Origin of the sequence: Pseudomonas baetica (genome assembly GCF_051216495.1) — a bacterium.
Classification (GTDB): domain Bacteria; phylum Pseudomonadota; class Gammaproteobacteria; order Pseudomonadales; family Pseudomonadaceae; genus Aquipseudomonas; species Aquipseudomonas baetica_B.
Genome location: NZ_JBPKAM010000005.1, coordinates 1 through 23,588, shown reverse-complemented (window position 1 = coordinate 23,588; position 23,588 = coordinate 1). Strand labels below are relative to the sequence as shown.

The following is a 23,588-nucleotide window of genomic DNA, read 5'->3' as shown; positions in this document are numbered from 1 at the left end:
GAGCAAGCTCGCTCCTACAAGAGCCTTAGCGGCTCAACAGCACTTCGGCCCACCCTTGCCACCGTAACGGGCTTCCTGGCGCTCGCGGAAGAACGCCTCGTAGCTCATCACCGGCTTGTCCGGGTGCTTGCTCTGCATGTGCTCGACGTAGTTGTCGTAGTCGGGCATGCCGACCATCAGGCGCGCGGCCTGACCGAGGTACTTACCGAGGCGACTCAGGTCATTGAACATGCGGTACTCCTCGATTACGCATCCGGCAGCGCCTGGAAGGGCGATTCTTTATCCGTACGTTCTTTTTTACCCCAGGAGGCGATGCTGACCTTGAGTGCATAGAACAGGATGCTGAACACCACGAACAGGAACAGCGCGGTCAGCGTAGCGTTGGTGTAGGCGTTGAAGATCACGTGTTGCATTTGTGTGATGTCCTTGGCCGGGGCGAGGATCTGGCCGTTTGCCAGGGCATCGCTGTACTTCTTGGCCAGCGACAGGAAGCCGATCGCCGGATTAGGGTCGAACAGCTTGATGAAGCCGGCAGTGGTGGTGCAAATCAGCAGCCAAGTCGCTGGCAGCAAGGTCACCCAGATGTAACGCTGGCGTTTCATCTTGATCAGCACCACGGTGCCGAGCATCAGGGCGATACCGGCCAGCATCTGGTTGGAGATACCGAACAGCGGCCACAGGGTGTTGATGCCACCCAGTGGATCGATCACGCCTTGATACAGCAGCCATCCCCACATGGCCACGCAACCGGCGGTGGCGATCAGGTTGGCGGTCCAGGATTCGGTACGCTTCAACGCGGGTACGAAGGAACCGAGCAAGTCCTGCAGCATGAAGCGTCCGGCACGGGTACCGGCGTCGACTGCGGTCAGGATGAACAGCGCTTCGAACAGGATTGCAAAGTGGTACCAGAACGCCATGGTGTTTTCACCTGGCAGCACGCTGTGCAGAATCTGTGCGATACCCACCGCCAGAGTCGGTGCACCGCCGGCACGGGCCAGGATGGTGGTTTCACCAATGTCATGAGCCACCGCTTGCAGCGCGTCCGGGGTGATTGCGAAGCCCCAGTTGCTGACCGCAGTCGCCACCGCCACGACATCACCGCCGACTACGGCCGCCGGGCTGTTCATGGCGAAGTACACGCCAGGCTCGATCACCGAAGCGGCAACCATGGCCATGATCGCCACGAAGGACTCCATCAGCATGCCGCCGTAGCCGATGTAACGAGCGTTGACTTCGTTATCGAGCAGCTTCGGCGTGGTACCGGAAGAGATCAGCGCGTGGAAACCGGACACCGCGCCACAGGCGATGGTGATGAACAGGAACGGGAACAGACCGCCCTTCCATACCGGGCCAGTACCGTCGACGAACTGGGTCAGCGCCGGCATTTTCAGCTCGGGCATGGTAATCAGGATGCCGATGGCCAACCCAACGATGGTGCCGATTTTCAGGAAAGTCGACAGGTAGTCGCGGGGTGCGAGGATCAGCCACACCGGCAGTACCGCCGCGACAAAACCATAGCCGATCAGCATCCAGGTGATCTGCACGCCGGTGAACGTGAAGGCCTTGGCCCACACCGGATCGGCGGCAATCTGCCCGCCCAGCCAGATCGAACCCAGCAGCAGCAACACGCCAATCACCGAGATTTCACCGATGCGACCCGGACGGATGTAGCGCATGTAAATGCCCATGAACATCGCGATCGGGATGGTCGCCATCACTGTGAACATGCCCCACGGGCTTTCGGCCAGGGCTTTGACCACGATCAGCGCCAGCACCGCGAGGATGATGATCATGATCAGGAAGCAGCCGAACAGCGCGATGGTGCCGGGAATCCGCCCCATCTCTTCACGGACCATATCGCCCAGGGAGCGGCCGTTGCGGCGGGTGGACATGAACAGGACCATGAAGTCCTGCACGGCACCGGCCAGCACCACCCCGGCAATCAGCCACAGCGTCCCGGGCAGGTAGCCCATCTGCGCCGCCAGGACCGGACCGACCAGCGGCCCCGCGCCGGCGATGGCCGCGAAGTGGTGACCGAAAAGGATATGTTTGTTGGTGGGGACGTAGTCCAGACCATCGTTGTTGAGCACGGCGGGAGTAGCCCGTCGCGGGTCGAGCTGCATCACATTGTTAGCGATGAACAGGCTGTAGTAGCGGTACGCAACCAAATAGATGGCCACGGCAGCGACCACGATCCACAAGGCGTTGATCGCCTCGCCTCGACGCAATGCCACTACACCGAGGGCGCACGCTCCAACGATTGCCAGCACCAGCCAGGGTATGTGGCGTAGCGGGCTATTGTTATTTTTCATTTTATTATTCCAGCCAGAGTGGACAGAAAGACAGCTCACCGAGTTTAGCCCTCCTGACAGCAAAGGCCATAGCCCAACGTTGGTCTAGAGCCCATTCTGGCTGGCAGGTTCTAACAAGGCGGGTCTATAGTCAGCGAACATCTAGAGGATTGCGCCATGAGCGAACACCCTGCCGATCGCCGCCGCTTCAAACGTATTGCGTTCGACGCCAGAACCGAGCTGAGCCAGGGCGAATTCATCTGGCCGGTGAAGCTGATCGATTTGTCGCTCAAGGGTTTGCTGATCGAGCGGCCTGAACCGTGGCTGGGCAATCCGCTGCAGGATTTTTTTGTCGACATTCAGCTGAGCGAAGACATCGACATCGAAATGGATGTGCAGTTGGCCCATGAGGACCATGGCCAGCTCGGCTTTGTCTGCCGGCACATCAGCCTGGAGTCGATTGAGCGTTTGCGGCGATTGATTGAGTTCAATCTGGGTGATCCGCAGGAGCTGGAGCGGGAGTTGGGTGCACTGATCGAAATCTGACGAGCCTAGCCGTCTGAATTCATGTGGGAACGAGCCTGCTCGCGAAGAGGGCATCACATTCAACATTGATGTTGTTTGCGACGACGTTTTCGCGAGCAGGCTCGCTCCCACTGTGGCTGCACCCTGACCTGAGTATCACTCGAACAACGCGTCGAGCGCCTGCTCCAGGCGCGTCACGGCAATGATCTGCAACCCTGCTGGCGCTTCTTTCGGTGCGTTGCCTTTAGGCACGATGGCGCGCTTGAAGCCGTGCTTGGCCGCTTCCTTCAAGCGCTCCTGACCGCTTGGCACAGGGCGCACTTCGCCGGACAAACCGACCTCACCAAACACCAGCAGGTCATGGGGCAGTGGCCGGTTACGCAAGCTGGACATCACCGCCGCCATCAACGCCAGGTCGGAGGCGGTTTCCAACACCTTCACGCCGCCAACCACGTTGAGAAACACATCCTGGTCATGGGTCGGAATACCGCCGTGGCGGTGCAGCACTGCCAGCAACATGGCCAGACGGTTCTGGTCCAACCCAAGCGTCACCCGACGCGGATTGGCCAGATGGCTGTCATCCACCAGCGCCTGGACTTCCACCAGCATCGGCCGGGTACCTTCCCACGTCGCCATGACCACACTGCCCGGGACTTCTTCCTGAGCGCGCGTCAGAAAAATCGCTGAAGGGTTGGAGACTTCCTTCAGTCCCTTGTCAGTCATGCCGAACACCCCCAGTTCGTTGACCGCGCCAAAACGGTTTTTCACCGCTCGCAGCAACCGCAGACGGCCATCGGACTCGCCTTCAAAATACAGAACCGTATCAACCATGTGCTCCAGCACGCGTGGGCCAGCCAGCGCGCCTTCCTTGGTCACGTGACCGACCAGGAAAATCGCCGTGCCGCTCTGCTTGGCATAACGCACCAGCAACGCCGCGCTTTCGCGCACCTGGGACACGCCACCCGGCGCCGATTGCAGCTGCTCGGTAAAGATCGTCTGGATCGAGTCGATGACCATGACCCTGGGCTTTTCCTGGCGAGCCGTGGCGATGATGGTCTCGATGCAGGTTTCGGTCATGACCCGCAGTTGATCCTGGGGCAACCCCAGGCGCCGGGCGCGCATGGCCACTTGCTGCTGGGACTCTTCCCCTGTGACGTAGAGTGCCGGCATGCCCTTGGCGAGGTTGCACAAGGTTTGCAACAAAATGGTCGATTTGCCAATACCGGGATCACCGCCGATCAGCACCACCGAGCCGTCAACAAGACCGCCACCCAACACCCGATCCAGCTCGCCGGATGCGGTGGAAAAGCGCGGAATCTCTTCAACACTGACCTCAGCCAGGGTCTTGATCTGCGCCTGTTGGCCAGCCCAACCGGTGCGCCCGGTCGGCGCCGAGGCCCCGCCGCTTTCCACCATGGTTTCGGTCAGCGTGTTCCAGGCACCGCATTCGCCGCACTGGCCGGCCCACTTCGGGAAGGTTGAGCCGCACTCGGTGCAGCCGTACATGCGTTTGGCCTTGGCCATCTTAACCCCCGGCAAAAGCCGCGATGATAGCTCAGGTGAGAGTGGACAGTGCGGGCTATTACCCGGCGGGGCTCTATATACACATGATTCTTTCACATCACGAGTACATACGCACAACCAAGAAAAATTTAAACACCGAGCACTTTAAACAAGTTGAAAACTGTACAAGCCAGCGATGACATTTTAATAAACAGCCTAGCAAATCCACATAAAACCTGTACAAACCCTATAAACAAACACCCCACCGTACAACCCAACTCCAAAAACCGTAATACAACCATGACCACTTTCATGCTTTTTTCACAATTAATCCATTCCAGCGATTAGAGCTTTAACTTCAAACACACTTGGCTTCAATAAACATATTGAAAGTTAACACCTTCACATTGTTTCCGAATTAGAAGCATGGACTGTGACAATGGCTTGCAAAGCTTACCAACGAGGGAAAGTTACGTACGAGATCAGCTCTCCCCAAAACTTTTCATCGCTCATCCGGTCGATAGCAGGCACCGTAAGCAGGCGTTTCAAGCAGGATTCATCTCGCTGATTTACACTGCGATCATCAATCTCATCTGGAACAAGGAAAAAACCTATGGGCGTGCTTAACGAGTTCAAGGCCTTCGCGGTCAAAGGCAATGTGGTCGACATGGCCGTCGGTATCATCATCGGCGCCGCTTTCGGCAAGATCGTTACATCGTTCGTCGGTGATGTGGTGATGCCTCCCATCGGACTGCTGATCGGAGGTGTGGACTTCAGTGACCTGGCCATTACGCTCAAGGCAGCCAGTGGCGACGCTCCCGCCGTGGTGCTGGCGTACGGTAAGTTCATCCAGAGCCTGATCGACTTCGTGATCGTTGCCTTCGCCATCTTCATGGGCGTCAAGGCCATCAACCGCCTGAAGCGAGAAGAGGCCGTCGCCCCTAGCCTGCCGCCAGTTCCAACCAAGGAGGAAGAGTTGCTGGGTGAGATCCGGGATCTGCTCAAGGCCCAGCACAATCGGCCTTGAGCCCTGTGCTCGTGATGGCCGTGAACGAATCCGCGTTTATTCCGGTTAAACGCGGCGTTCCGGAATCCATCGCGAGCAAGCTCGCTCCTACAAGTACAGGCGCTTACCAGAAGTTTTCTACCGCCACCTGACCGGGTCGACGACTGAGGCTCAGGTGCATGTCGCGCTGCTTGAGCAATTTGCGTGTGTCATCAATCATCTGCGGGTTGCCGCACAGCATCACTCGCGAATGCTCGGGCGTCAGCGCCACCCCGGCGACCCGCTCCAGTTCGCCATTTTCGATCAGCGTGGTAATCCTTCCATTCAGCGCGCCGGGATGCTGTTCGCGCGTCACAGTGTTGATCAACTGCAACTTGTGCGCGTATTCCTCCAGGTAATCGCGCTGCGCCAGCCCTGCGATCAGCTCCTGATAGGCCAGCTCCCGGGACTCGCGCACACTGTAGACCAGGATGATTCGCTCGAACTTCTCCCACACCTCGAAATCCTGAAGAATCGACAAAAACGGAGCCAGGCCCGTACCAGTGGACAACAACCACAGATCACGCCCGTCTACGAAACGATCGAGTGTCAGATAACCGAAGGCCTGGCGATCGACCAGTAACGTGTCGCCTACACCCAGCCGGCTCAGTTCGCTGGTGAACTCGCCCCCCGGCACAACAATGGAAAAGAACTCGAGAAACTCGTCAAAGGGTGAAGAAACCATGGAATAGGCACGCCAGACCGTGCTGCCATCGGCTTTGGTCACACCCAACCGGGCAAATTGGCCGCCACGAAATCGAAAGCCCGGATCCCTGGTGGCGCGCAAGGTGAACAGGCTCGGGGTCAACGGCTGGACATCGAGCAAAGTCTGGCGAGTAAATTTCTCTTCACTGGCAGTCATGATGGGCTCCATTCACAGATAACGGCAGTGTCTCGCAAAGTGGGCACCATAAACACCGATGCTTTGTAGTGTCTTTGACAAACCGTCTAATTCTCATTGAGTGCAACTACCATTAACCACTCAGTTAAAAACAATAAGGCATGATTGAATTAATGTTGACATGCAAATTCAACAGCCTCATTACGCACTACTGTTAGAACCATAAAGTTTCCAGAGCGCTATCGGTAAACCCAAAAATTCTCAACGCATGTATAAGAAACATCCTACAATCCAAATCGCATTGACTTTCTGGATCCAAGCTGCGACCTCAAGCTTTCAGGACTGTGGAGCCTCATGATGGAAAGGTGGAAGGAGTTCCAACTTCAGCAATTGTCATCGACTACCGAACTGGAGACCGCTTTCCAGGTATCACTGAGCTTTGTGAAAAACATTGGCTTTAAATTTTTTTCTTTTTCAACGACTTGCCCAACAAAAACGGAGAATTTTCACACTGTACGATTCAACAACTATCCAAAAGATTGGAACACCGAATATGAAAAAAACAGGTTTTCCGCCACTGACCCAGTAGTAGCACATTGCAATCAGTCCAGACTACCGATTCTTTGGAGCGAAGAACTGTTCTGCAATACCCCATGGATATGGGAAGCGCTTGAGCGGCAAGGAATACAACATGGTTGGTCACAAGCCGTTCATGATGAGCAAAGCGGGTTCTGCAGCATTCTGAGCCTGTCCCGGAGCCATTGCCCCATCAGTGCCTGGGAGCTGTATGAGTATTTTGGTTTCGCCCTGTTCATTGGGCATCACTTGCACAACCTGGTCACACGGACACAGCCCAAGGAACCGGTCAAATCGCCGACGCCGCATTTATCGCTGCGGGAAATCGACGTGTTGAAACTGGCCGCTGCTGGCAAGACAGCGTACGAGAGCGCCCGGATTCTCAATCTCAGCGCCCGCACGATCAACTTTCATGTACAGGAAGCCATCCGCAAACTGGGGGTCAATAATAAGGTTTCGGCCGTCATTGCCGCCGTGAAGGCTGGCTACCTCGATAGCAACACGGTGCGCTGATCGGAAAAACCTGCGAGTAATCCGATGTAAAAAAAAGTACCATTCGCGGTCCCATCCTGAGTGATGCCGTGTGAGTTTCCCACGACGCAGTCCACTCGGACGGCCCCGCCGCCAAGAAGCCACTGGGCGCGGGTTATCCGTTGATTACCCAGAGCCCCGCCCCATGCCTTTGCTCGAAACACCTTTCGCCAGCCTCGATCTGATCCGCCAGCCCGAACAGCAGAATGAACCGCTGCAAGCCTTCGATGCAGCCGATGAGTACCTGCTCAACCACCTGGCAGGCCAGAATCCGGCGGCCGATACGCGGGTATTGGTGCTGAACGATAGCTTCGGCGCACTGGCCGCCAGTCTGAGCGGCAAGGTCAAGGTGACCAGCAGTGGCGATTCGTTCCTGGCGTTTCAGGGGCTGGAAAAGAACCTGGCGCGTAATGGTCATGCGTTTGACTCAGTGCCGGCCGTTCCCGCCAGCGAAACGGCGACAGGACCGTTTGACCAGGTCCTGATACGTGTACCCAAGACGCTGGCACTGCTGGAAGAACAACTGATTCGTTTGCAAGGCCAACTGGCTCCGGGCGCCCAAGTGATCGCGGGAGCGATGATCAAACATTTGCCGCGCGCTGCGGGCGATCTGCTGGAGCGCTACATCGGCCCGGTGCAGGCGTCGCTGGCGGTGAAAAAAGCCCGGCTGTTGATGGCGACGGTAGAAGCCAAGGCCCCCTTCACCTCGCCTTACCCGACCCGTTATCGTCTCGACACACCCGCTATCGAATTGCTCAACCACGCCAACGTTTTCTGCCGCGAAGGCCTGGACATCGGCACGCGGGCGTTCTTGCCGCACTTGCCGAAGAACCTTGGCACGGCACGGGTTGCCGACCTTGGGTGCGGTAACGGGGTGTTGGCCATTGCCAGTGCCCTGCAAAACCCCGAGGCCCATTACACGCTGGTGGACGAATCGTTCATGGCGGTGCAATCGGCCGCCGAAAACTGGCGCGCAGCGCTGGGCGAACGCGATGTCCTTGTGCGTGCTGGTGATGGCTTGGCTGGCCAGGAACCCCAGTCGCTGGATGTCGTGCTGTGCAACCCACCGTTTCACCAGCAACAAGTCGTCGGCGATTTCCTCGCCTGGCGGATGTTCCAGCAAGCCCGGGAAGCACTGGTAGTGGGCGGTGCGTTGTACATCGTCGGCAACCGCCACCTGGGTTACCACAGCAAACTGGCGCGCTTGTTCCGTGGGGTCGAGCAAGTGGCTGCCACGCCAAAATTCGTGATACTCAAGGCCCGTAAATAACAGTGCAAAAAAAACCCTCCACACGGAGGGTCATGAATCCGCGCCTTAAAGCGACGGGATGGGATGTCAGGTTTCAGTGTGTACTCAAGCCCGCTGCGCTCATGAACAAACGCATCAGGCTGGCCACAACGAACAATGCACCGACGCTGCCAACCCAGATCAGGGCCAGCCAGCCAAGCCGCTGCCACAGCGGTTTTTTTTCGGCTTGTTCAATGTCGTGCAGGGAGTGTTTGCCAGTCATTTCTTGATACTCCGAGATAACGATGGCGCCTGTGAAGGCGCCTTCGCGAGCGGGCTCGCTCCCACATGGGGCTAGTGATAACCGTCTTCGTGGGTCACCTTGCCGCGGAATACGTAGTAGCTCCAGAAGGTGTAGCCCAGGATGAACGGGATGATGAACAGCGTGCCCACCAGCATGAAGCCCTGGCTCTGCGGCGGCGCAGCGGCGTCCCAAATGGAGATCGAAGGCGGTACGATGTTCGGCCACAGGCTGATCCCCAGGCCGCTGTAACCGAGGAAGATCAGCACCAGCGTCAACAGGAATGGCGTGTAGTGCGCATTGCGTGCCACCGCGCGGATCAGGCCGTACAGGGTCACCAGCACCAGAATCGGTACCGGCAGGAACCAGAACAGGTTAGGCAAGGTGAACCAACGAGCGGCGATCTCGGTGTGGGCCAGCGGCGTCCAGATGCTGACAATACCGATTACCGCCAACAAAACGAATGCCAATGGCCGCGCCAGATCGTGCATTTGTTCCTGCAGCTTGCCTTCAGTCTTCATGATCAGCCAGGTGCATCCCAGCAGCGCATAGGCCACCACCAAAGCGGCGCCACAGAACAGGGTAAACGGTGTCAGCCAGTCTAGTGAGCCACCGGCGTATTGACGATCGACCACTGGCAGGCCATCGATGAAAGCACCCAGTGCCACGCCCTGGAAGAACGTTGCAGCGACTGAGCCGCCAATGAACGCCTTGTCCCACAGGTGGCGTTTGTCATCTCGGGCCTTGAAGCGAAATTCGAAGGCCACGCCACGGAAGATCAGCCCGATGAGCATGAACATCAGCGGCAGGTACAACGCCGAGAGCACCACCGAGTAAGCCAGCGGAAAGGCCCCGAACAACGCCGCGCCCCCCAGTACCAGCCAGGTTTCATTGCCGTCCCAGACCGGGGCGACGGTGTTCATCATGACGTCACGGTCGGTCTTGCCCGGAATGAACGGGAACAGGATCCCGATCCCAAGATCGAAGCCGTCCATGACCACATACATCATGATGCCGAAGATGATAATCACGGCCCAGATCAGCGGAAGATCAATACCCATGATTCAAATCTCCTTGGCTGCGGTGTGGTCGGCATCGGCGTGATCGTCGGCGGCGGACAGCGGACGCGCCGGCGTGCGTTTCTGGCCAGGTCCTCCATCGTTGGTTTCCTTGCCCTCATCGATCTTCGGACCTTTGCGCACCAGACGCATCATGTAGCCAAGGCCAGCACCGAACAGCGCAAAATACACCACGACGAACAGGATCAGGGTGATGCTCATCTGCATGACGCTATGGTTGGACGACGCATCCGCCGTGCGCATCAGGCCATAGACCACCCATGGCTGACGGCCGATTTCCGTGGTGAACCAGCCCGCAAGGATTGCGATCAGTCCGGATGGCCCCATCCACAACGCCAGATAAAGGAAGGGTCGCGAGGTATAGAGCGTGTCGCGCTTGCGCAGCCACAGGCTCCACAAACCGGTGAAGATCATCAGGAAGCCGAGACCGACCATGATCCGGAACGACCAGAACACGATGGTCGAGTTCGGACGGTCCTCAGGCGGGAACTCCTTGAGTGCCGGAACCTGCTTGTCCAGGGAGTGGGTCAGGATGATGCTGCCCAGATACGGAATTTCGACGGCGAACTTGGTCCTTTCTTCCTTCATGTCCGGCCAGCCGAACAGGATCAACGGAGTGGCCTCGTCGCCCTTGTTTTCCCAGTGACCTTCAATCGCGGCGATTTTCGCCGGCTGATGCTCAAGGGTGTTGAGACCGTGGAAGTCGCCGATCACCGCTTGAATAGGCGCCACGATCAACGCCATCCACATCGCCATCGAGAGCATCTTGCGGATCGCCGGGTTGTCCTTGCCGCGTAGCAAATGCCAGGCCGCCGAGGCGCCGACGAAGAAGGCAGTCGCGACGAACGCCGCCGTGGCCATGTGCATCAGGCGATAGGGAAACGACGGGTTGAAAATCACCGCGATCCAGTCGGTTGGAATGACCTGGCCGTTGACGATCTCAAAGCCCTGCGGGGTCTGCATCCAGCTGTTGGAGGCGAGAATCCAGAAGGTCGAGATCAGCGTGCCAATCGCAACCATGACCGTGGCGAAGAAGTGCAAGCCGCGTCCGACCTTGTTCCAGCCGAACAGCATCACGCCGAGGAACCCGGCTTCGAGGAAGAACGCCGTCAACACCTCATACGTGAGCAACGGACCGGTGACCGATCCGGCGAAGTCCGAGAAACGGCTCCAATTGGTACCGAACTGATAGGCCATGACCAGCCCCGAAACCACGCCCATGCCGAAGTTGACGGCAAAGATCTTCGACCAGAAATGGTAGAGGTCACGGTAGGTGTCGTTATGGGTTTTGAGCCACAAACCCTCGAGTACCGCCAGGTAACTCGCCAGGCCAATGGTGATGGCAGGGAACAGGATGTGAAACGAGATGGTGAACGCGAACTGAATTCGGGCGAGATCAAGTGCCTCTAAACCGAACATAAGTCTTCCTCTGTCAGGTAGTACGGCTGCGGGCTGTAAGCCTGCACCCACGGCCCCCACGGGTATGGAGTGTGGCGAATCTCGATTTGTTCTTTTTTTACACGCATCGCTACGCAGGGAGTCTGGCCTTGCGGCCGCCGGATCAATCCCCTTGAGAGTCTTGATCTGGATCAAGCAACGTTGAAAGAGTAGTCCCATTTGCGGGGTTGAACCGCGTGGTCTTTTGCCGCGTGACAAGTTGCCTCATGGCTGGAGTAACAGGCAGAAACACATCCCCTCTGTGGGAGCGAGCCTGCTCGCGAAGTGGTCGGCACATCCAACATTGATGTCAACTGACCCACCGCCTTCGCGAGCAGGCTCGCTCCCACAGAATTTGCCTCGTTGTGAAAATCGATGTCTGGCTAATGAAATTTTCCGATCCGGCAACTTTCTGTTACAGGTTGGTGATAATCTCGCCCTTTCCTTCCTGCCGATATGCCTTCAAATGCCCAGCCAAGAGCCTTTGCTGCTACGTCACCACCGTCCGTTCCTCGCGTTCTGGCTGGCCCGGATTTTTACCGCCAGCGGTTTTCAGATGCTCACTGTGGCCATCGGCTGGAACCTCTATCAATTGACCGGCAACGTGCTCGACCTGGGTCTGGTGGGGTTGGTGGAGTTCGCGCCGCGGGTGCTGTTCATGCTGCACACCGGACACGTCGCGGACCGCTACGACCGGCGCAAGGTCGCGGCGATCTGTCAGTCGCTGCAAGCGCTGATTGCCCTGTCGCTGGCCATCGGCAGCGCGACCGACCATGTGACCCGGGAGATGATCTTCATCCTCGCCTTCCTGCTCGGCGCTGCCCGCTCCTTCGAAATGCCGACCACCCAGGCCTTGCTGCCGAGCATCGTGCCAAGCAGCCTGTTTCCCAGGGCGGTGGCCGCCGCGCAATCGGCCCAGCAATCGGCGACCATCGTCGCCCCCGCCCTGGGTGGGTTGCTCTATGCCTTCGGCAGCGTCTGGGTTTATGGCCCGACGGTGATCCTCTACATCATTGCCTGCACACTGATGCTCAACCTGCCCGCTCGGCAAACTCCGCTGAACAAAGGCAAGGCCACTCTGGATTCTTTGTTGGCGGGCATCCGCTTCATCCGCAGCCGCCCGGACATTCTCGGGGCGATTTCCCTGGATTTGTTTGCCGTCCTGCTCGGTGGCGCGACAGCACTGTTGCCCGTGTTCGCCAAGGACATTCTGCTGACCGGCCCGTGGGGCCTGGGTCTACTTCGCTCGGCCCCGGCAGTCGGAGCGCTGCTGATGTCGCTGTTCCTGGCGAGGTTCGCCGTGGAGCGCAATGTCGGACGGGTGATGTTCACCGCCGTCGGCGTGTTCGGCGTGGCGACCATCGCTTTCGGTCTGTCGACCTCGTTCTGGTTCTCGCTGGCTGTGCTGGTGGTGCTGGGCGCGGCCGACATGATCAGCATGGTGATCCGCGCGTCTTTCGTGCAACTGGAAACCCCGGACGAGATGCGCGGCCGGGTCAGTGCGGTGAATGGTTTGTTCATTGGCGCTTCGAACCAGTTGGGCGAATTCGAATCCGGCCTGACTGCCCACTGGTTCGGCACCGTGCCGGCAGTCGTCATGGGCGGCATCGGCACGCTGGTGGTGACCGGGACCTGGATCAAACTGTTCCCGACCTTGGCTCAGCGCGACCGGATGCATGTACCGGTGGAAGAAGGTGCAAAGGTCTGACGGATCTAGACCACCAACTCCCCCGCCACTGCCGCCTTTATGGCTTTGCCACACAGCTGTTCCACCAGGGTCAGGGCAAAGGCCAGCGCGGCACCTGAGCCCTGGGCGGTGATGCAGTTGCCATCGACCACCACTGACTGATCGACGAAGTTGCAGCCTGACAATTGGTGGCTGGCCGAGGGCAGACAGGTCATGCGCCGCTGACGCAACACGCCGAAGGTTTGCAGCGCCAGCGCCGGGGCTTCGGCGATGCCGGCGAACAGGCGACCGGCCGCGGCCTGGTCCTTGATCAGTTGTTGCAAGGGTTGATGAGCCGCCAGATGCTGCGCCCCCACGGCACCACCCGGCAGGGCAATCAGATCGAAGGGTTGGGCCAGCAAGTCCACCAGCATTGCATCGGAGGTCAGGCGAGTACCGCGGGCACAGGTGAGCATGCGCCGTCCTTCGATGCTGGCCACCACCACTTCCACTTTGGCGCGACGCAGCACATCGATCAGGGTCACGGCTTGCAGGTCATCAACGCCCTCGGCGAGGGTAATCAAGGCTCTAAAGGTCATGGGAACAATCCACGGAATGGTCCTTAAAGCGTAGTCAGCTTTCCTTGCCCTTGTTCAAGGCCTGCCGTTTCCTGATGTAACGCTATTTGATGTAAAGCTGTGTCGACATCGTATTGCCCGGGGCATTGATGGAGGTGTTGCTGAAGGTGAACGTGCCTTCCTGTTTACCGGCCAGATCGAAAATGTACAAATTGCCGACGGTTTTTCGACCGGCAACGCAATCGGTCAGGTTGCCGTTGTCGTAGGCGCAGACCGGTGTGCGGGTTCCGTTCACGTCGAAGCCATCGAGCGCAACTTGAGGCTGGTTGCGACCGTACCCCACTTCAAGCACATAGATCCTGATGTTCGGGCCACTGTGATTGCAGCGCGTCTGCGTTTGTCCTTCGTCAATCGTTTCGAAACCACAGCCCGGCGACTCGACCTTGAGCACTTTCACCTGGGTCAACGGCGGCGCCGAGGCCGCCGAGGCGGTCTGCGGCCCCAAGACCAAAGCCATCAAGATCAATAGAAATTTTTTCATGCAGCACTCACCCGGAAAACCAGCGCGCAGTATGGCTGACTCAGGCAAAACTCAAAACATCGACGACGTTCACCGCCATAGGCAGCCATAACCCCGCGCGACTGGTATGATGCGCGGCTTTTCCCGACCCACAGAAAATTCCAGGCGCCTGCAGCGGCCTGTGCTTTGCTGTTTGAGGTCGATACATTCACGGCGCCGGGCGCGCCACGGGGAGCAGACATGCTGGAAAGGCTGTTTCAACTCAAGGCACACAACACTAACGTACGTACCGAGATTCTGGCGGGCGTCACGACCTTTTTGGCCATGGCCTACATTCTGTTCGTCAACCCGAGCATCCTCGGCGAGACCGGCATGGACAAGGGTGCCGTGTTTGTCGCCACCTGTCTGGCAGCCGCCATCGGCTCCACGACCATGGGCCTGATCGCCAACTATCCGATCGCCCTTGCACCGGGCATGGGCCTGAACGCCTTCTTTACCTACACCGTGGTCCTGCACATGGGCCACACCTGGCAAGTGGCGCTGGGTGCGGTGTTCATCTCGGCCGTATGCTTCTTCCTGCTGTCGATCTTCCGTATCCGTGAATGGATCATCAACAGCATCCCGCTACCGCTGCGCTCGGCGATTGCCGCCGGCATCGGCCTGTTCCTGGCGCTGATCGCCCTGCACAACGCCGGCATCGTGGTTAGCAACCCAGCGACCATGGTCGGTCTCGGTGACCTGAAACAACCGGCACCGATCCTCGCCACCCTCGGCTTCGCCCTGATCGTCGCCCTGGAAGCCCTCGCCGTGCGCGGTGCGGTGCTGATCGGCATTCTGGTGGTGACCATCGTGTCGATCCTGATGGGCTTCACCCCGTTCGGTGGCGTGATGTCGATGCCACCTTCGCTGGCGCCAACCTTCCTGCAACTGGATATCAAGGGCGCGCTGGACATCGGTCTGGTCAGCGTGATTTTCGCCTTCCTGTTCGTCGACCTGTTCGACAACTCCGGCACCCTGATCGGCGTCGCCAAGCGTGCCGGCCTGATGGGCAAGGACGGCCACATGCCGAAAATGGGCCGCGCGCTGATCGCCGACAGTACTGCGGCGATGGCCGGCTCCCTGCTGGGCACCTCGACCACCACCAGCTACATCGAATCCGCCGCCGGCGTGAGTGCCGGTGGCCGTACCGGCCTGACGGCCATCGTCGTGGCGATCCTGTTCCTGCTGGCGCTGTTCTTCTCGCCACTGGCCGCCAGCGTTCCAGCCTTCGCCACCGCGCCGGCCCTGCTGTTCGTCGCCGTGCTGATGACTTCCGGCCTGGCCGAAATAGACTGGGACGACATTACGGTTGCCGCACCGGTCGTGATCACCGCCCTGGCCATGCCATTCACCTATTCCATCGCCAACGGCATCGCCTTCGGCTTCATCTCCTGGACCGCCATCAAGTTGATGTCCGGTCGTGGCCGTGAGCTGAATCCGGCGCTGGTGATTCTGTCGATTCTGTTCGTGATCAAGCTGGGTTGGTTCAACGCATGACTTTTGATTCCCAGGCCTACGCCGTTCAGCTCGAAAACAAGGTCACGCGCCTGCGTGACCTGTTGGCGCCCTTCGATGCGCCGGAGCCGGCTGTCTTCGACTCGCCGCTGCAGAACTTCCGCCTGCGTGCCGAATTCCGCCTGTGGCGAGAAGCCGGCGAGCGTCACTACGCGATGTTTTCCCAAGAAGACAAGCGCACGCCGATTCTGATCGAGGAATTCCCGATTGCCAGCCTGCGCATCAACCAGTTGATGCCGCAGCTCAAGGCGGCGTGGCAGGCCAGCTCGGCGCTGAGCCACAAACTGTTTCAAGTGGAGTTCCTGACCACCCTGGCCGGCGATGCGATGATCACTTTGTGTTATCACCGCCCGTTGGACGAGCACTGGCACGCGGCGGCGGCGAAACTGGCAGCCGATTTGAACGTCAGCATCATTGGCCGCTCCAAGGGCAAGCGCGAAGTCATCGGTCACGATTACGTGGTCGAGAAACTTGAAGTCGGCGGTCGTTCCTTCAGCTACCGCCAGCCCGAAGGCGCGTTCACCCAGCCCAACGGCACCGTGAACCAGAAGATGCTCAACTGGGCATACGACGCACTGGGCGATCGTTCCGACGACTTGCTCGAGCTGTATTGCGGCAACGGCAACTTCACCCTGCCGCTCGCCACCCGCGTGCGCAAGGTGCTGGCCACCGAGATCAGCAAGACTTCGGTTAACGCAGCCTTGAGCAACCTCAGCGAAAACGCTGTGGATAACGTCACACTGGTGCGCTTGTCCGCCGAAGAGCTGACTGAAGCGCTGAACGAGGTGCGGCCGTTCCGTCGCCTGCACGGCATCGACCTGAAAAGCTACGAGTTCGGTAGCGTCTTCGTCGACCCGCCCCGCGCCGGCATGGACCCGGACACCTGCGAACTGACCCGACGCTTCGACAACATCCTCTACATCTCCTGCAACCCGGAAACCCTGGCGGCCAACATCGCCCAACTGCACGACACCCACCGCATCACCCAATGCGCAATGTTCGACCAGTTCCCATGGACGCATCACATGGAGTCAGGGGTGTTGTTGACCCGGCGGTGAATGCCACCTGCCAGATGCAAAAAAGCCGTCTTGATAGACGGCTTTTTTGTGGTCGCTCAAAGCACCACATCGGCCTTGCGTGGCCGCCCGCCTTTCTTGCCATTGGCCCTGGCGGCTTCAGCTTTGGCGGCGCTGCTCTGGCGGCCATTGCGCGAGGCAATCACCGAGGCGGCCATGGCCATCAATGACGGGCTCGCCGAAATCATACCTGCTATAGAAACATCCAGGTCCTTGCCTTCATGGCACAGTGCGGTACCGGCGAAACCGACGGTCAGGCCGGCAAAATCCTCGGCCTCGAAATCGTCGAACTCAGGATAATTCGCCACAGGCAGCAGTACACCGCAGCCGTCTTCGAAGCTGACGGCCAGGCACGGGGCAATGAAGTTGACTGCCGTCGCCTTCAGACTATTGTTTCTGCGCAATTGCCCGCGCCTGATGGCTTCGTCCAGGCGACTTTCCGTTACTGGCCTATCCGCCTGAACCTTGGCCTTCACTGTTTTCATAACTCGATCTCCACACATTTCTGTGCACCTATCAGGGACAGCCGCGTCGTATTCGTTTCAGGTTCGTATCGAGCCGATGCAATCATGTTGGTGGTGCTGACGACTCTTTTCACTGCGACGACTTCGTTGCTGTGCCAATCCCACAATTGATTTTCAAGACAAACTGTCTGTAATTTTCGCCACCAGATGTCACGAGCGCGCAACAAATGGGCAGGCTGCTTGAGCGACTGGCGCAACCCCTCAAGCACCGCCAACGGTGGTCGACGCGAAAGCGGGACGACATCCCAGATGTTCGACACCGTTGTGCCAGAAGCTGAACCTGAATCTCGCACTCCATGTGTCCGCCTCCACATGTGCGTGAGGCGGACAATGCTCATCACGCAACAGAATCACCACCGAAAGCCCTTTGTAGCTGCATACTCTCATGCTAACCCATCCGTTAGGTTAATGAGTCCGAAGACTCGACACTCCCTGGAAAAATCCGATCACCGGCGCTGAGTATCGGACTGCAAATACGCATCTGAGCCTAGCGTTCAGGCTGTTGAGCGTTCACGGGACAACCTGGAAAAATCGTTAGCAATCCTTTCCCAGCGCACACAAAAAAGCCGTCACGAGGACGGCTGTCTTGCCTGATTTCGAAATCACCCCGGCTGCTTTTTCAGAATATCAGTCGTGGTAATCCCCCCATGCCCCCAATTATCCGTGTCGATTTCCTCGATCACGATGTGGGTCAACTCCGGTGGCTTGCCGAGCACACGCTGCAAGGTCTCGGTAATTTCGGCGATGACCTGGGCTTTCTGCTCGCGGGTAACGCCGTCACGAGTGATACGAACGCTGACGAAAGGCATGCTGCTTCTCCTGCTCGGCTGATTAAGAAAGGCTGACTCACTGAGGCTCACTGTATCTGTGCGAGGGCATCTGATAAATACTGATCCACATACTTCATTTGATCCTCGGTGTAATCAATCATGCAGCGACAATTCGACGATCTTCAGCTCGGCAGCATCGAACTGTTTTGCCTGGCCGCCGAGGCTGGCAGCTTCACGGCGGCCGCGTTGGTGGCGGGCGTGACGCCAGCAGCGGTGAGTCGTTCGGTGTCGCGCATGGAGGAACGTCTGGGTGTGCGACTGTTTGCGCGCACCACCCGCAGCGTCAACCTGACTGACAGTGGTCGCCGCTATTACGAGGAGTGCCGCCAGGCACTGGCGCAACTAGTGGAAGCCCAGCGCGAAGTCATGGGCCAGCAGCAGGTGCCATCAGGGACCTTGCGCATCAGTATTCCCACCACCTATGCACACCACCGAATCCTGCCGTTGCTCCCCGAGTTTCGTGCGCGCTTTCCGGCGGTGAAAGTCGAATCGCACATCAGCAATCGCAACATCGATTTCGTGGGTGAAGGCTATGACATGGCGATTCGCGTCCGTGCGATTCCTGATTCCGGCCTGATCGCCCGGCAACTGGAAGACGCCGCGCTGGTGATGATTGCCAGTCCCGACTACCTCAAGCGTGCCGGTACCCCGCAAACCCTCGACGATCTGCAGCAACACGAATGCATCCAATACGAGCTGCCCAGCAGCGGACGGCGCATCGCCTGGCTGTTCAATGACAACGGCGTGCAGCGCGAGATTCTGGCCGAGGGTAACTTCTGTTGCTCCGACGATGTGCTGGGGGGCGTGACACTGGCGAAAAACGGTGCCGGCCTGTTCCAGACCTATCGTTTTATTGTCGAAAAAGAACTGGCTGACGGCTCACTGGTGGAAGTGCTCAAGCCTTATGGCGGACGTTCGCGGCCATTTACCCTGCTCTATCCGCAGAGCCGCCATATGCCTTTGAGATTGCGGGCGTTTATCGATTTTCTGGTGGAACATCTGCCGCGTTGAAAGCTAAAGCGTCCGATCACCGCACACAATAAGCCAGTGAGCAGTCACTTCAATTGACCAAATTAACCATCTAGTACAATTTATCTCCACAGGCTGAAAACCTCGGCCAATGCCAAAAACAATAAGTGGAGAAACCTTGATGCCCCCCATCATTCTGGTGCTCAACGGCCCGAACCTGAACCTGCTCGGCACCCGTGAACCGGCGACTTACGGCCATGAAACCCTGGCGGACATTTCCGCCCTGTGCGGCCGGGCCGCCGAAGAGTTCGGCCTGGCAGTGGAGTTTCGCCAGACCAACCATGAGGGCGAATTGCTTGGCTGGATTCACGGTGCACGTGGCCGCTGTGCCGGGATCGTGATCAACCCTGCCGCCTGGACCCATACCTCGGTGGCGATCCGCGATGCCCTGGTGGCCAGCGAATTGCCGGTGATCGAAGTCCACCTGTCCAACGTCCACGCTCGCGAGCCATTCCGCCATCACTCCTTCGTATCAGCCATTGCCACTGCGGTGATGGCCGGGTTCGGCAGCCATGGTTATCGCCTGGCGCTGGAGCATTTCAGCCAACGTTTGAAAGGGTGAACATCGTGAACCAGAACCTGACGGTATTGGCAGGACTGATCGGCGCGGGCATCCAGGCTTCGCGCACCCCGGCACTGCACGAACATGAAGGCGACGCCCAGGGCTTGCGCTATCTCTATCGCCTGATCGACCTCGATCAACTGCAACTGGACTGCAATGCCCTACCCGACCTGTTGATGGCCGCCGAGCGCATGAACTTCACCGGTCTGAACATCACGTTCCCGTGCAAGCAAGCAATCATCCCGCTGCTCGACGAATTGTCACCGGAAGCTCGCGGTATCGGCGCGGTGAACACCGTGGTGTTGAAGGACGGTAAACGCATCGGCCACAACACCGATTGCCTGGGATTTGCCGAAGGTTTTCGTCGGGGCCTGAAAGGCGTTGCCGTTGAGCGCGTCGTCCAGATGGGTGCCGGTGGCGCGGGTGCAGCAGTCGCCCACGCGTTGCTCAGCGAAGGCGTACAGCAGCTGAGCATTTTCGACGTGGACATCAGCCGCGCCCAGAGCCTGGCCGACAACCTCAACCAACATTTCGGCAGTGGTCGTGCTGTGGCCGGTCATGATTTGGCGCTGACCCTGGCCGAGGCTGATGGCCTGGTGAACACCACACCGATGGGTATGAAAAAACTGCCGGGCATGCCGGTGCCGGTCGAGTTGCTTCGTGCCGAGTTGTGGGTGGCGGAGATTGTTTACTTCCCGCTGGAAACCGAACTGCTGCGCAACGCCCGCGCCCTGGGTTGCCGCACGCTCGATGGCGGCAACATGGCGGTGTTCCAGGCGGTGAAGGCGTTTGAATTGTTCAGCGGCGTGGTGCCGGATGCGCAGCGGATGCTGGCGCACTTTCAAAGCATGAACATCTGAATCTTCTTTTGTGGCGAGCGAGCTTGCTCGCGTTGGGCTGCGCAGCGGCCCCAAAATATTGGAAACAATCCACTACTTTGTGAGTGCTGCGCACTCAAACGCGAGCAAGCTCGCTCGCCACAGGTCAGGCCTGCAGATACCGCAGAACCGACTCGCAGATCATCTGGCGATGACGCTGCTTGATGGTTTCGTCCGGCAGGTCGATCTGAAAAATCTCGCCAAAGGTGTGGCGGTTCGACACGCGATAGAAGCAGAACGAACTGATCAGCAAATGCACATCCAACGGATCCAGACCGCCGCGGAACACGCCCTGCTCGGCGCCGCGACGCAGAATCTCGCCCAATGAATCGAGGATGGTGTTGTTCATCGCCTTGATGGCATCAGACTGCTTCACATATTCGGCGTTGTGAATGTTCTCGATGCTGACGATCCGCACGAAATCGACATTGCGATCATGGTGATCGAAGGTGAACTCCACCAGCCGCCGAATCGCGTCCACCGGCGCTAGCTCGGCCAGGTGCAGACGGTTTTCCGTGTTGCGGATATCACCGTAGAGCTTTTCCAGCACCTCGACGTAGAGCTGCTCCTTACTGCCGAAGTAGTAATAGATCATGCGCTTGGAGGTGTGGATGCGCTCGGCGATGGCATCGACGCGAGCACCGGACAACCCCTGCTGAACGAACTCGACGATCGCCTCTTGCAGGATGTTCTCGCGGGTTTTTTCCGGGTTGTTCTTACGACTCTTGCGCGGCTCGACAGGGTGGTCTGATGCTGCATGGAGTTCTGAAGTCATTGTCATTGCGGGCTCACGGCCATCACTTAACAGGCTGGCGATTATGAGCCGCGCCGCACACTGAAGGAAGCCGTGCGGCAGCGGTTTGTCGACGCGATTACGATTTTCCTACAACTTTGTCTGACGTACGGCACCACTTCGGGACTTGGCCATGGCCGCCAGGCGCACCGCCACGTTAGCTGCGCCATAACCGGCATAGCCGTTCTTGCGCTGGATGATCTCGAAGAAGAATCGCCCTTCGAACGGCTCGGTGTACACGTGGAACAACTCACCACCCTGGGCATCGCGGTCGTAAAGCACGTTGTAGTAGGCCAATTCGCTCAGGAATTCGTCATCGAAATCGAAGCGCGCCGCCAGGTCATCGTAGTAGTTAAGCGGAATATCCAGCAGTGGCACCCCCGCCTCTTTCGCCCGGCTGACTTGCGCAAAGATGTCGTCGCAATCAAACGCAATGTGATGCACGCCGGATCCACGATAACTCGACAAGGCGTGTGAGATGGCGGTATTGCGGATCTCGGAAATGTTCAGCGGCAGGCGAATCGAACTGTCGCGACTACGTAACGCGCGGCTCTTCACCAAGCCATAGGGGTCAGGCAGTACCACTTCATCATCGGCCTCGAAATCCAGCAGGCTCTTGTAGAACAGCACCCAACTGTCGAGGCTGTCGGCGGGCAACGCCATGGCCATGTGATCGATACGCTTGAGGCCGCCGCTGACCACCGCATCGGGCAGCAGATTGAAGTCAGTACCGTAAACATCGGCGTGCTGATCCACCAGGTAAATCAGGCTGCCGTCCGGTGCGCGCACGGCGGCGAGCTCCAACTCATTCGGGCCGACCAGCCCGCGATATGGCTGGCCCTTGTAGGCCACGGCCCGGGCCAACGCACTGGCACTGTCCTTGACCCGCACGGCGGTGGCGCACAGCGATGGACCGTGCGCTTCGAAGAAACTGTGGCCGAACGAATAAGGCTCGGAGTTGAGGACCAGGTTGATATCGCCCTGGCGCAGCAGGCTGACGCTCTTGGAGCGATGCTGGCCGGCCTTGACGAAACCCAGGCGCTCCAGCCAATGGGAGAGCTTGGCGCCGAGGCTTTCGTCCACGGCAAATTCGAGAAACTCGATGCCGTTGTATTCGCTGGCCTTGGGGGTCTCGAACAGAATGTCGACGTTGGCCGATGGCTTGGCTTCTTGTGTCAGACGCTGGCGGGTTTTTTCCTCCAGGTACAGCAACGAGCGCAGACCGTCGGCGGCGTTGGCTCGTGGCGGTGCGGCACGGAAGCCGTCGTTGAAGATTTCCAGCGACAGCGGTCCGGTGTAGCCACTCTTGATGATCGGCGCGAGGAAGCCCGGCAAATCGAACTCGCCCTGACCCGGGAAGCAGCGGAAATGCCGGCTCCACTCCAGCACGTCCATGGCCAGGATCGGCGCGTCGGCCATTTGTACGAAGAAAATCTTGTCACCGGGAATCTCGGCGATGGCACTCGGATCGCCCTTGAGCGACAGGGTATGGAAGCTGTCGAGCAATACTCCGAGATTCGGGTGATCGGCCTGGCGAACGATGTTCCACACCTGCTGATAAGTGTTCACATGCCGGCCCCAGGCCAATGCCTCATAGCCGATGCGCAAGCCGCGCGCGCCGGCATGTTCAGCCAGCAGGCGCAAATCATCGACTAAAATTTGTTCATCACCTACCGAATCCGCAGAGGCGTTGCTGCACACCAGCACCAGGTCGGTGCCCAATTCCTGCATCAGATCGAACTTGCGTTCGGCCCGCTCCAGGTTGCGCGACAGGCGGTCGCGACGGCAGCCTTCGAAATCCCGGAACGGTTGAAACAGGGTGATGGCGATCCCGAGATCGGCGCACATCTGTTTAATTTCCCGCGGGCTGCCGTCGTAGTAGAGAAGGTCGTTCTCGAAAATTTCGACGCCATCGAAGCCGGCGGCGGCAATGGCTTCGAGTTTTTCCGGCAGGGTACCGCTCAGGGATACGGTGGCAATGGAACGCTGCATGGTTCGGCTCCCGGTGGTGGAGGCAATCTTGTTAGGGGCATTGCACGTTTCTTCGTAGGAGCCGGGGTTGGGGGGGGGGGGGGGGGGGGGGGGGGGGGGGGGGGGGGGGGGGGGGGGAGAGGAGGGGGGGGGGGGGGGGGGGGGGGGGGGGGGGGGGGGGGGGGGGGGGGGGGGGGGGGGGGGGGGGGGAGGGGGGGGGGGGGGGGGGGGGGGGGGGGGGGGGGGGGGG

Annotated in this window: 23 protein-coding genes and 1 pseudogene; 10 read left to right on the top strand and 14 right to left on the bottom strand. The window is 59.0% G+C overall.

Features of this window, described 5'->3' with window-relative positions; all coding sequences use genetic code 11:
* Positions 1–33: 33 nt before the first annotated feature.
* Positions 34–231 (bottom strand): YbdD/YjiX family protein, encoded by a 198-nt coding sequence (locus ACSFE6_RS03715; RefSeq protein ID WP_008058222.1) that lies wholly within the window; start codon positions 229–231, stop codon positions 34–36.
* 14 nt (positions 232–245) lie between these two features.
* The gene (locus ACSFE6_RS03710) at positions 246–2,312 is read right to left on the bottom strand and encodes a carbon starvation CstA family protein (protein ID WP_435426327.1); all 2,067 of its coding nucleotides are present in this window, start codon (positions 2,310–2,312) and stop codon (positions 246–248) included.
* A 156-nt stretch (positions 2,313–2,468) separates the two neighbouring features.
* Here ACSFE6_RS03710 and ACSFE6_RS03705 point away from each other — a divergent pair, with 156 nt between their 5' ends.
* Positions 2,469–2,837: a PilZ domain-containing protein gene (locus ACSFE6_RS03705; protein ID WP_435426326.1), complete on the top strand. Its 369-nt coding sequence runs from the start codon at positions 2,469–2,471 to the stop codon at positions 2,835–2,837.
* Between the two features lie 135 nt (positions 2,838–2,972).
* Here the strand turns inward: ACSFE6_RS03705 and radA are convergent, their stop codons facing one another.
* Positions 2,973–4,340, bottom strand: a complete 1,368-nt coding sequence (gene radA / locus ACSFE6_RS03700) for a DNA repair protein RadA (protein ID WP_435426325.1) — start codon at positions 4,338–4,340, stop codon at positions 2,973–2,975.
* Positions 4,341–4,932: 592 nt separating this feature from the next.
* Between radA and mscL the strand changes: the two genes are divergently transcribed.
* On the top strand, positions 4,933–5,346 hold the full coding sequence (mscL, locus tag ACSFE6_RS03695) for a large-conductance mechanosensitive channel protein MscL (RefSeq protein WP_435426324.1): 414 nt from the start codon (positions 4,933–4,935) through the stop codon (positions 5,344–5,346).
* A gap of 103 nt (positions 5,347–5,449) precedes the next feature.
* Here the strand turns inward: mscL and ACSFE6_RS03690 are convergent, their stop codons facing one another.
* A complete protein-coding gene (locus ACSFE6_RS03690; RefSeq protein ID WP_435426323.1) occupies positions 5,450–6,226 on the bottom strand; it encodes a ferredoxin--NADP reductase in 777 nt (258 codons plus the stop codon).
* A 336-nt stretch (positions 6,227–6,562) separates the two neighbouring features.
* Between ACSFE6_RS03690 and ACSFE6_RS03685 the strand changes: the two genes are divergently transcribed.
* Both ACSFE6_RS03685 and ACSFE6_RS03680 read left to right on the top strand, forming a co-directional pair.
* Complete coding sequence (locus ACSFE6_RS03685; protein WP_435426322.1) at positions 6,563–7,294, top strand: helix-turn-helix transcriptional regulator; 732 nt, start codon at positions 6,563–6,565, stop codon at positions 7,292–7,294.
* A 163-nt stretch (positions 7,295–7,457) separates the two neighbouring features.
* Positions 7,458–8,582 (top strand): methyltransferase, encoded by a 1,125-nt coding sequence (locus tag ACSFE6_RS03680; RefSeq protein ID WP_435426321.1) that lies wholly within the window; start codon positions 7,458–7,460, stop codon positions 8,580–8,582.
* A 73-nt stretch (positions 8,583–8,655) separates the two neighbouring features.
* Here ACSFE6_RS03680 and ACSFE6_RS03675 read toward each other — a convergent pair whose 3' ends face one another.
* The 3 genes from ACSFE6_RS03675 to ACSFE6_RS03665 form a co-directional block, all read right to left on the bottom strand.
* Entirely contained in the window at positions 8,656–8,823 is a 168-nt protein-coding gene (locus ACSFE6_RS03675; RefSeq protein WP_435426320.1) for a DUF2474 domain-containing protein, read from the bottom strand.
* Positions 8,824–8,894: 71 nt separating this feature from the next.
* Positions 8,895–9,902, bottom strand: a complete 1,008-nt coding sequence (cydB, locus tag ACSFE6_RS03670) for a cytochrome d ubiquinol oxidase subunit II (RefSeq protein ID WP_435426319.1) — start codon at positions 9,900–9,902, stop codon at positions 8,895–8,897.
* Positions 9,903–9,905: 3 nt separating this feature from the next.
* Entirely contained in the window at positions 9,906–11,339 is a 1,434-nt protein-coding gene (locus ACSFE6_RS03665; RefSeq protein ID WP_435426318.1) for a cytochrome ubiquinol oxidase subunit I, read from the bottom strand.
* A 484-nt stretch (positions 11,340–11,823) separates the two neighbouring features.
* On the opposite strand from ACSFE6_RS03665, the gene ACSFE6_RS03660 reads away from it, so the two are divergent.
* Complete coding sequence (locus tag ACSFE6_RS03660) at positions 11,824–13,065, top strand: MFS transporter (RefSeq protein ID WP_435426317.1); 1,242 nt, start codon at positions 11,824–11,826, stop codon at positions 13,063–13,065.
* Positions 13,066–13,070: 5 nt separating this feature from the next.
* Here ACSFE6_RS03660 and ACSFE6_RS03655 read toward each other — a convergent pair whose 3' ends face one another.
* Together ACSFE6_RS03655 and ACSFE6_RS03650 are read right to left on the bottom strand one after the other, a co-directional pair.
* Positions 13,071–13,622 (bottom strand): DJ-1 family glyoxalase III, encoded by a 552-nt coding sequence (locus ACSFE6_RS03655; RefSeq protein ID WP_435426316.1) that lies wholly within the window; start codon positions 13,620–13,622, stop codon positions 13,071–13,073.
* Positions 13,623–13,704: 82 nt separating this feature from the next.
* Positions 13,705–14,142, bottom strand: coding sequence for a DUF4879 domain-containing protein (locus tag ACSFE6_RS03650; RefSeq protein WP_435426315.1), 438 nt, complete (start codon positions 14,140–14,142; stop codon positions 13,705–13,707).
* 219 nt (positions 14,143–14,361) lie between these two features.
* Between ACSFE6_RS03650 and ACSFE6_RS03645 the strand changes: the two genes are divergently transcribed.
* Complete coding sequence (locus ACSFE6_RS03645) at positions 14,362–15,657, top strand: NCS2 family permease (protein WP_435426314.1); 1,296 nt, start codon at positions 14,362–14,364, stop codon at positions 15,655–15,657.
* The gene (gene trmA, locus ACSFE6_RS03640; protein WP_435426313.1) at positions 15,654–16,733 is read left to right on the top strand and encodes a tRNA (uridine(54)-C5)-methyltransferase TrmA; all 1,080 of its coding nucleotides are present in this window, start codon (positions 15,654–15,656) and stop codon (positions 16,731–16,733) included. The genes ACSFE6_RS03645 and trmA overlap by 4 nt, the downstream gene beginning before the upstream one ends.
* Positions 16,734–16,789: 56 nt before the next feature.
* Here the strand turns inward: trmA and ACSFE6_RS03635 are convergent, their stop codons facing one another.
* From ACSFE6_RS03635 to ACSFE6_RS03625, 3 genes and pseudogenes are all read right to left on the bottom strand, one after another.
* Entirely contained in the window at positions 16,790–17,236 is a 447-nt protein-coding gene (locus tag ACSFE6_RS03635; protein ID WP_435426312.1) for a DUF2442 domain-containing protein, read from the bottom strand.
* Positions 17,233–17,662, bottom strand: a pseudogene (locus ACSFE6_RS03630) (DUF4160 domain-containing protein). Before ACSFE6_RS03630 ends, ACSFE6_RS03635 begins: the two are co-directional and overlap by 4 nt.
* A gap of 215 nt (positions 17,663–17,877) precedes the next feature.
* Positions 17,878–18,084 carry a tautomerase family protein gene (locus ACSFE6_RS03625; protein WP_435426311.1) on the bottom strand — a complete coding sequence of 69 codons (207 nt, stop codon included), beginning with the start codon at positions 18,082–18,084 and terminating at the stop codon, positions 17,878–17,880.
* 120 nt (positions 18,085–18,204) lie between these two features.
* Between ACSFE6_RS03625 and ACSFE6_RS03620 the strand changes: the two genes are divergently transcribed.
* The 3 genes from ACSFE6_RS03620 to ACSFE6_RS03610 all read left to right on the top strand — a co-directional run bounded on the left by ACSFE6_RS03620 (position 18,205) and on the right by ACSFE6_RS03610 (position 20,556).
* On the top strand, positions 18,205–19,116 hold the full coding sequence (locus tag ACSFE6_RS03620) for a LysR substrate-binding domain-containing protein (RefSeq protein WP_435426310.1): 912 nt from the start codon (positions 18,205–18,207) through the stop codon (positions 19,114–19,116).
* Between the two features lie 139 nt (positions 19,117–19,255).
* Positions 19,256–19,696 (top strand): type II 3-dehydroquinate dehydratase, encoded by a 441-nt coding sequence (gene aroQ, locus ACSFE6_RS03615; protein ID WP_435426309.1) that lies wholly within the window; start codon positions 19,256–19,258, stop codon positions 19,694–19,696.
* A gap of 5 nt (positions 19,697–19,701) precedes the next feature.
* The gene (locus ACSFE6_RS03610) at positions 19,702–20,556 is read left to right on the top strand and encodes a shikimate dehydrogenase (protein WP_435426308.1); all 855 of its coding nucleotides are present in this window, start codon (positions 19,702–19,704) and stop codon (positions 20,554–20,556) included.
* A 124-nt stretch (positions 20,557–20,680) separates the two neighbouring features.
* On the opposite strand, the gene ACSFE6_RS03605 is transcribed toward ACSFE6_RS03610, so the two are convergent.
* Positions 20,681–21,355, bottom strand: a complete 675-nt coding sequence (locus ACSFE6_RS03605; protein WP_435426307.1) for a TetR/AcrR family transcriptional regulator — start codon at positions 21,353–21,355, stop codon at positions 20,681–20,683.
* A gap of 102 nt (positions 21,356–21,457) precedes the next feature.
* Positions 21,458–23,359 (bottom strand): 3-dehydroshikimate dehydratase QuiC, encoded by a 1,902-nt coding sequence (gene quiC, locus ACSFE6_RS03600; RefSeq protein WP_435426306.1) that lies wholly within the window; start codon positions 23,357–23,359, stop codon positions 21,458–21,460.
* Positions 23,360–23,588 lie beyond the last annotated feature (229 nt).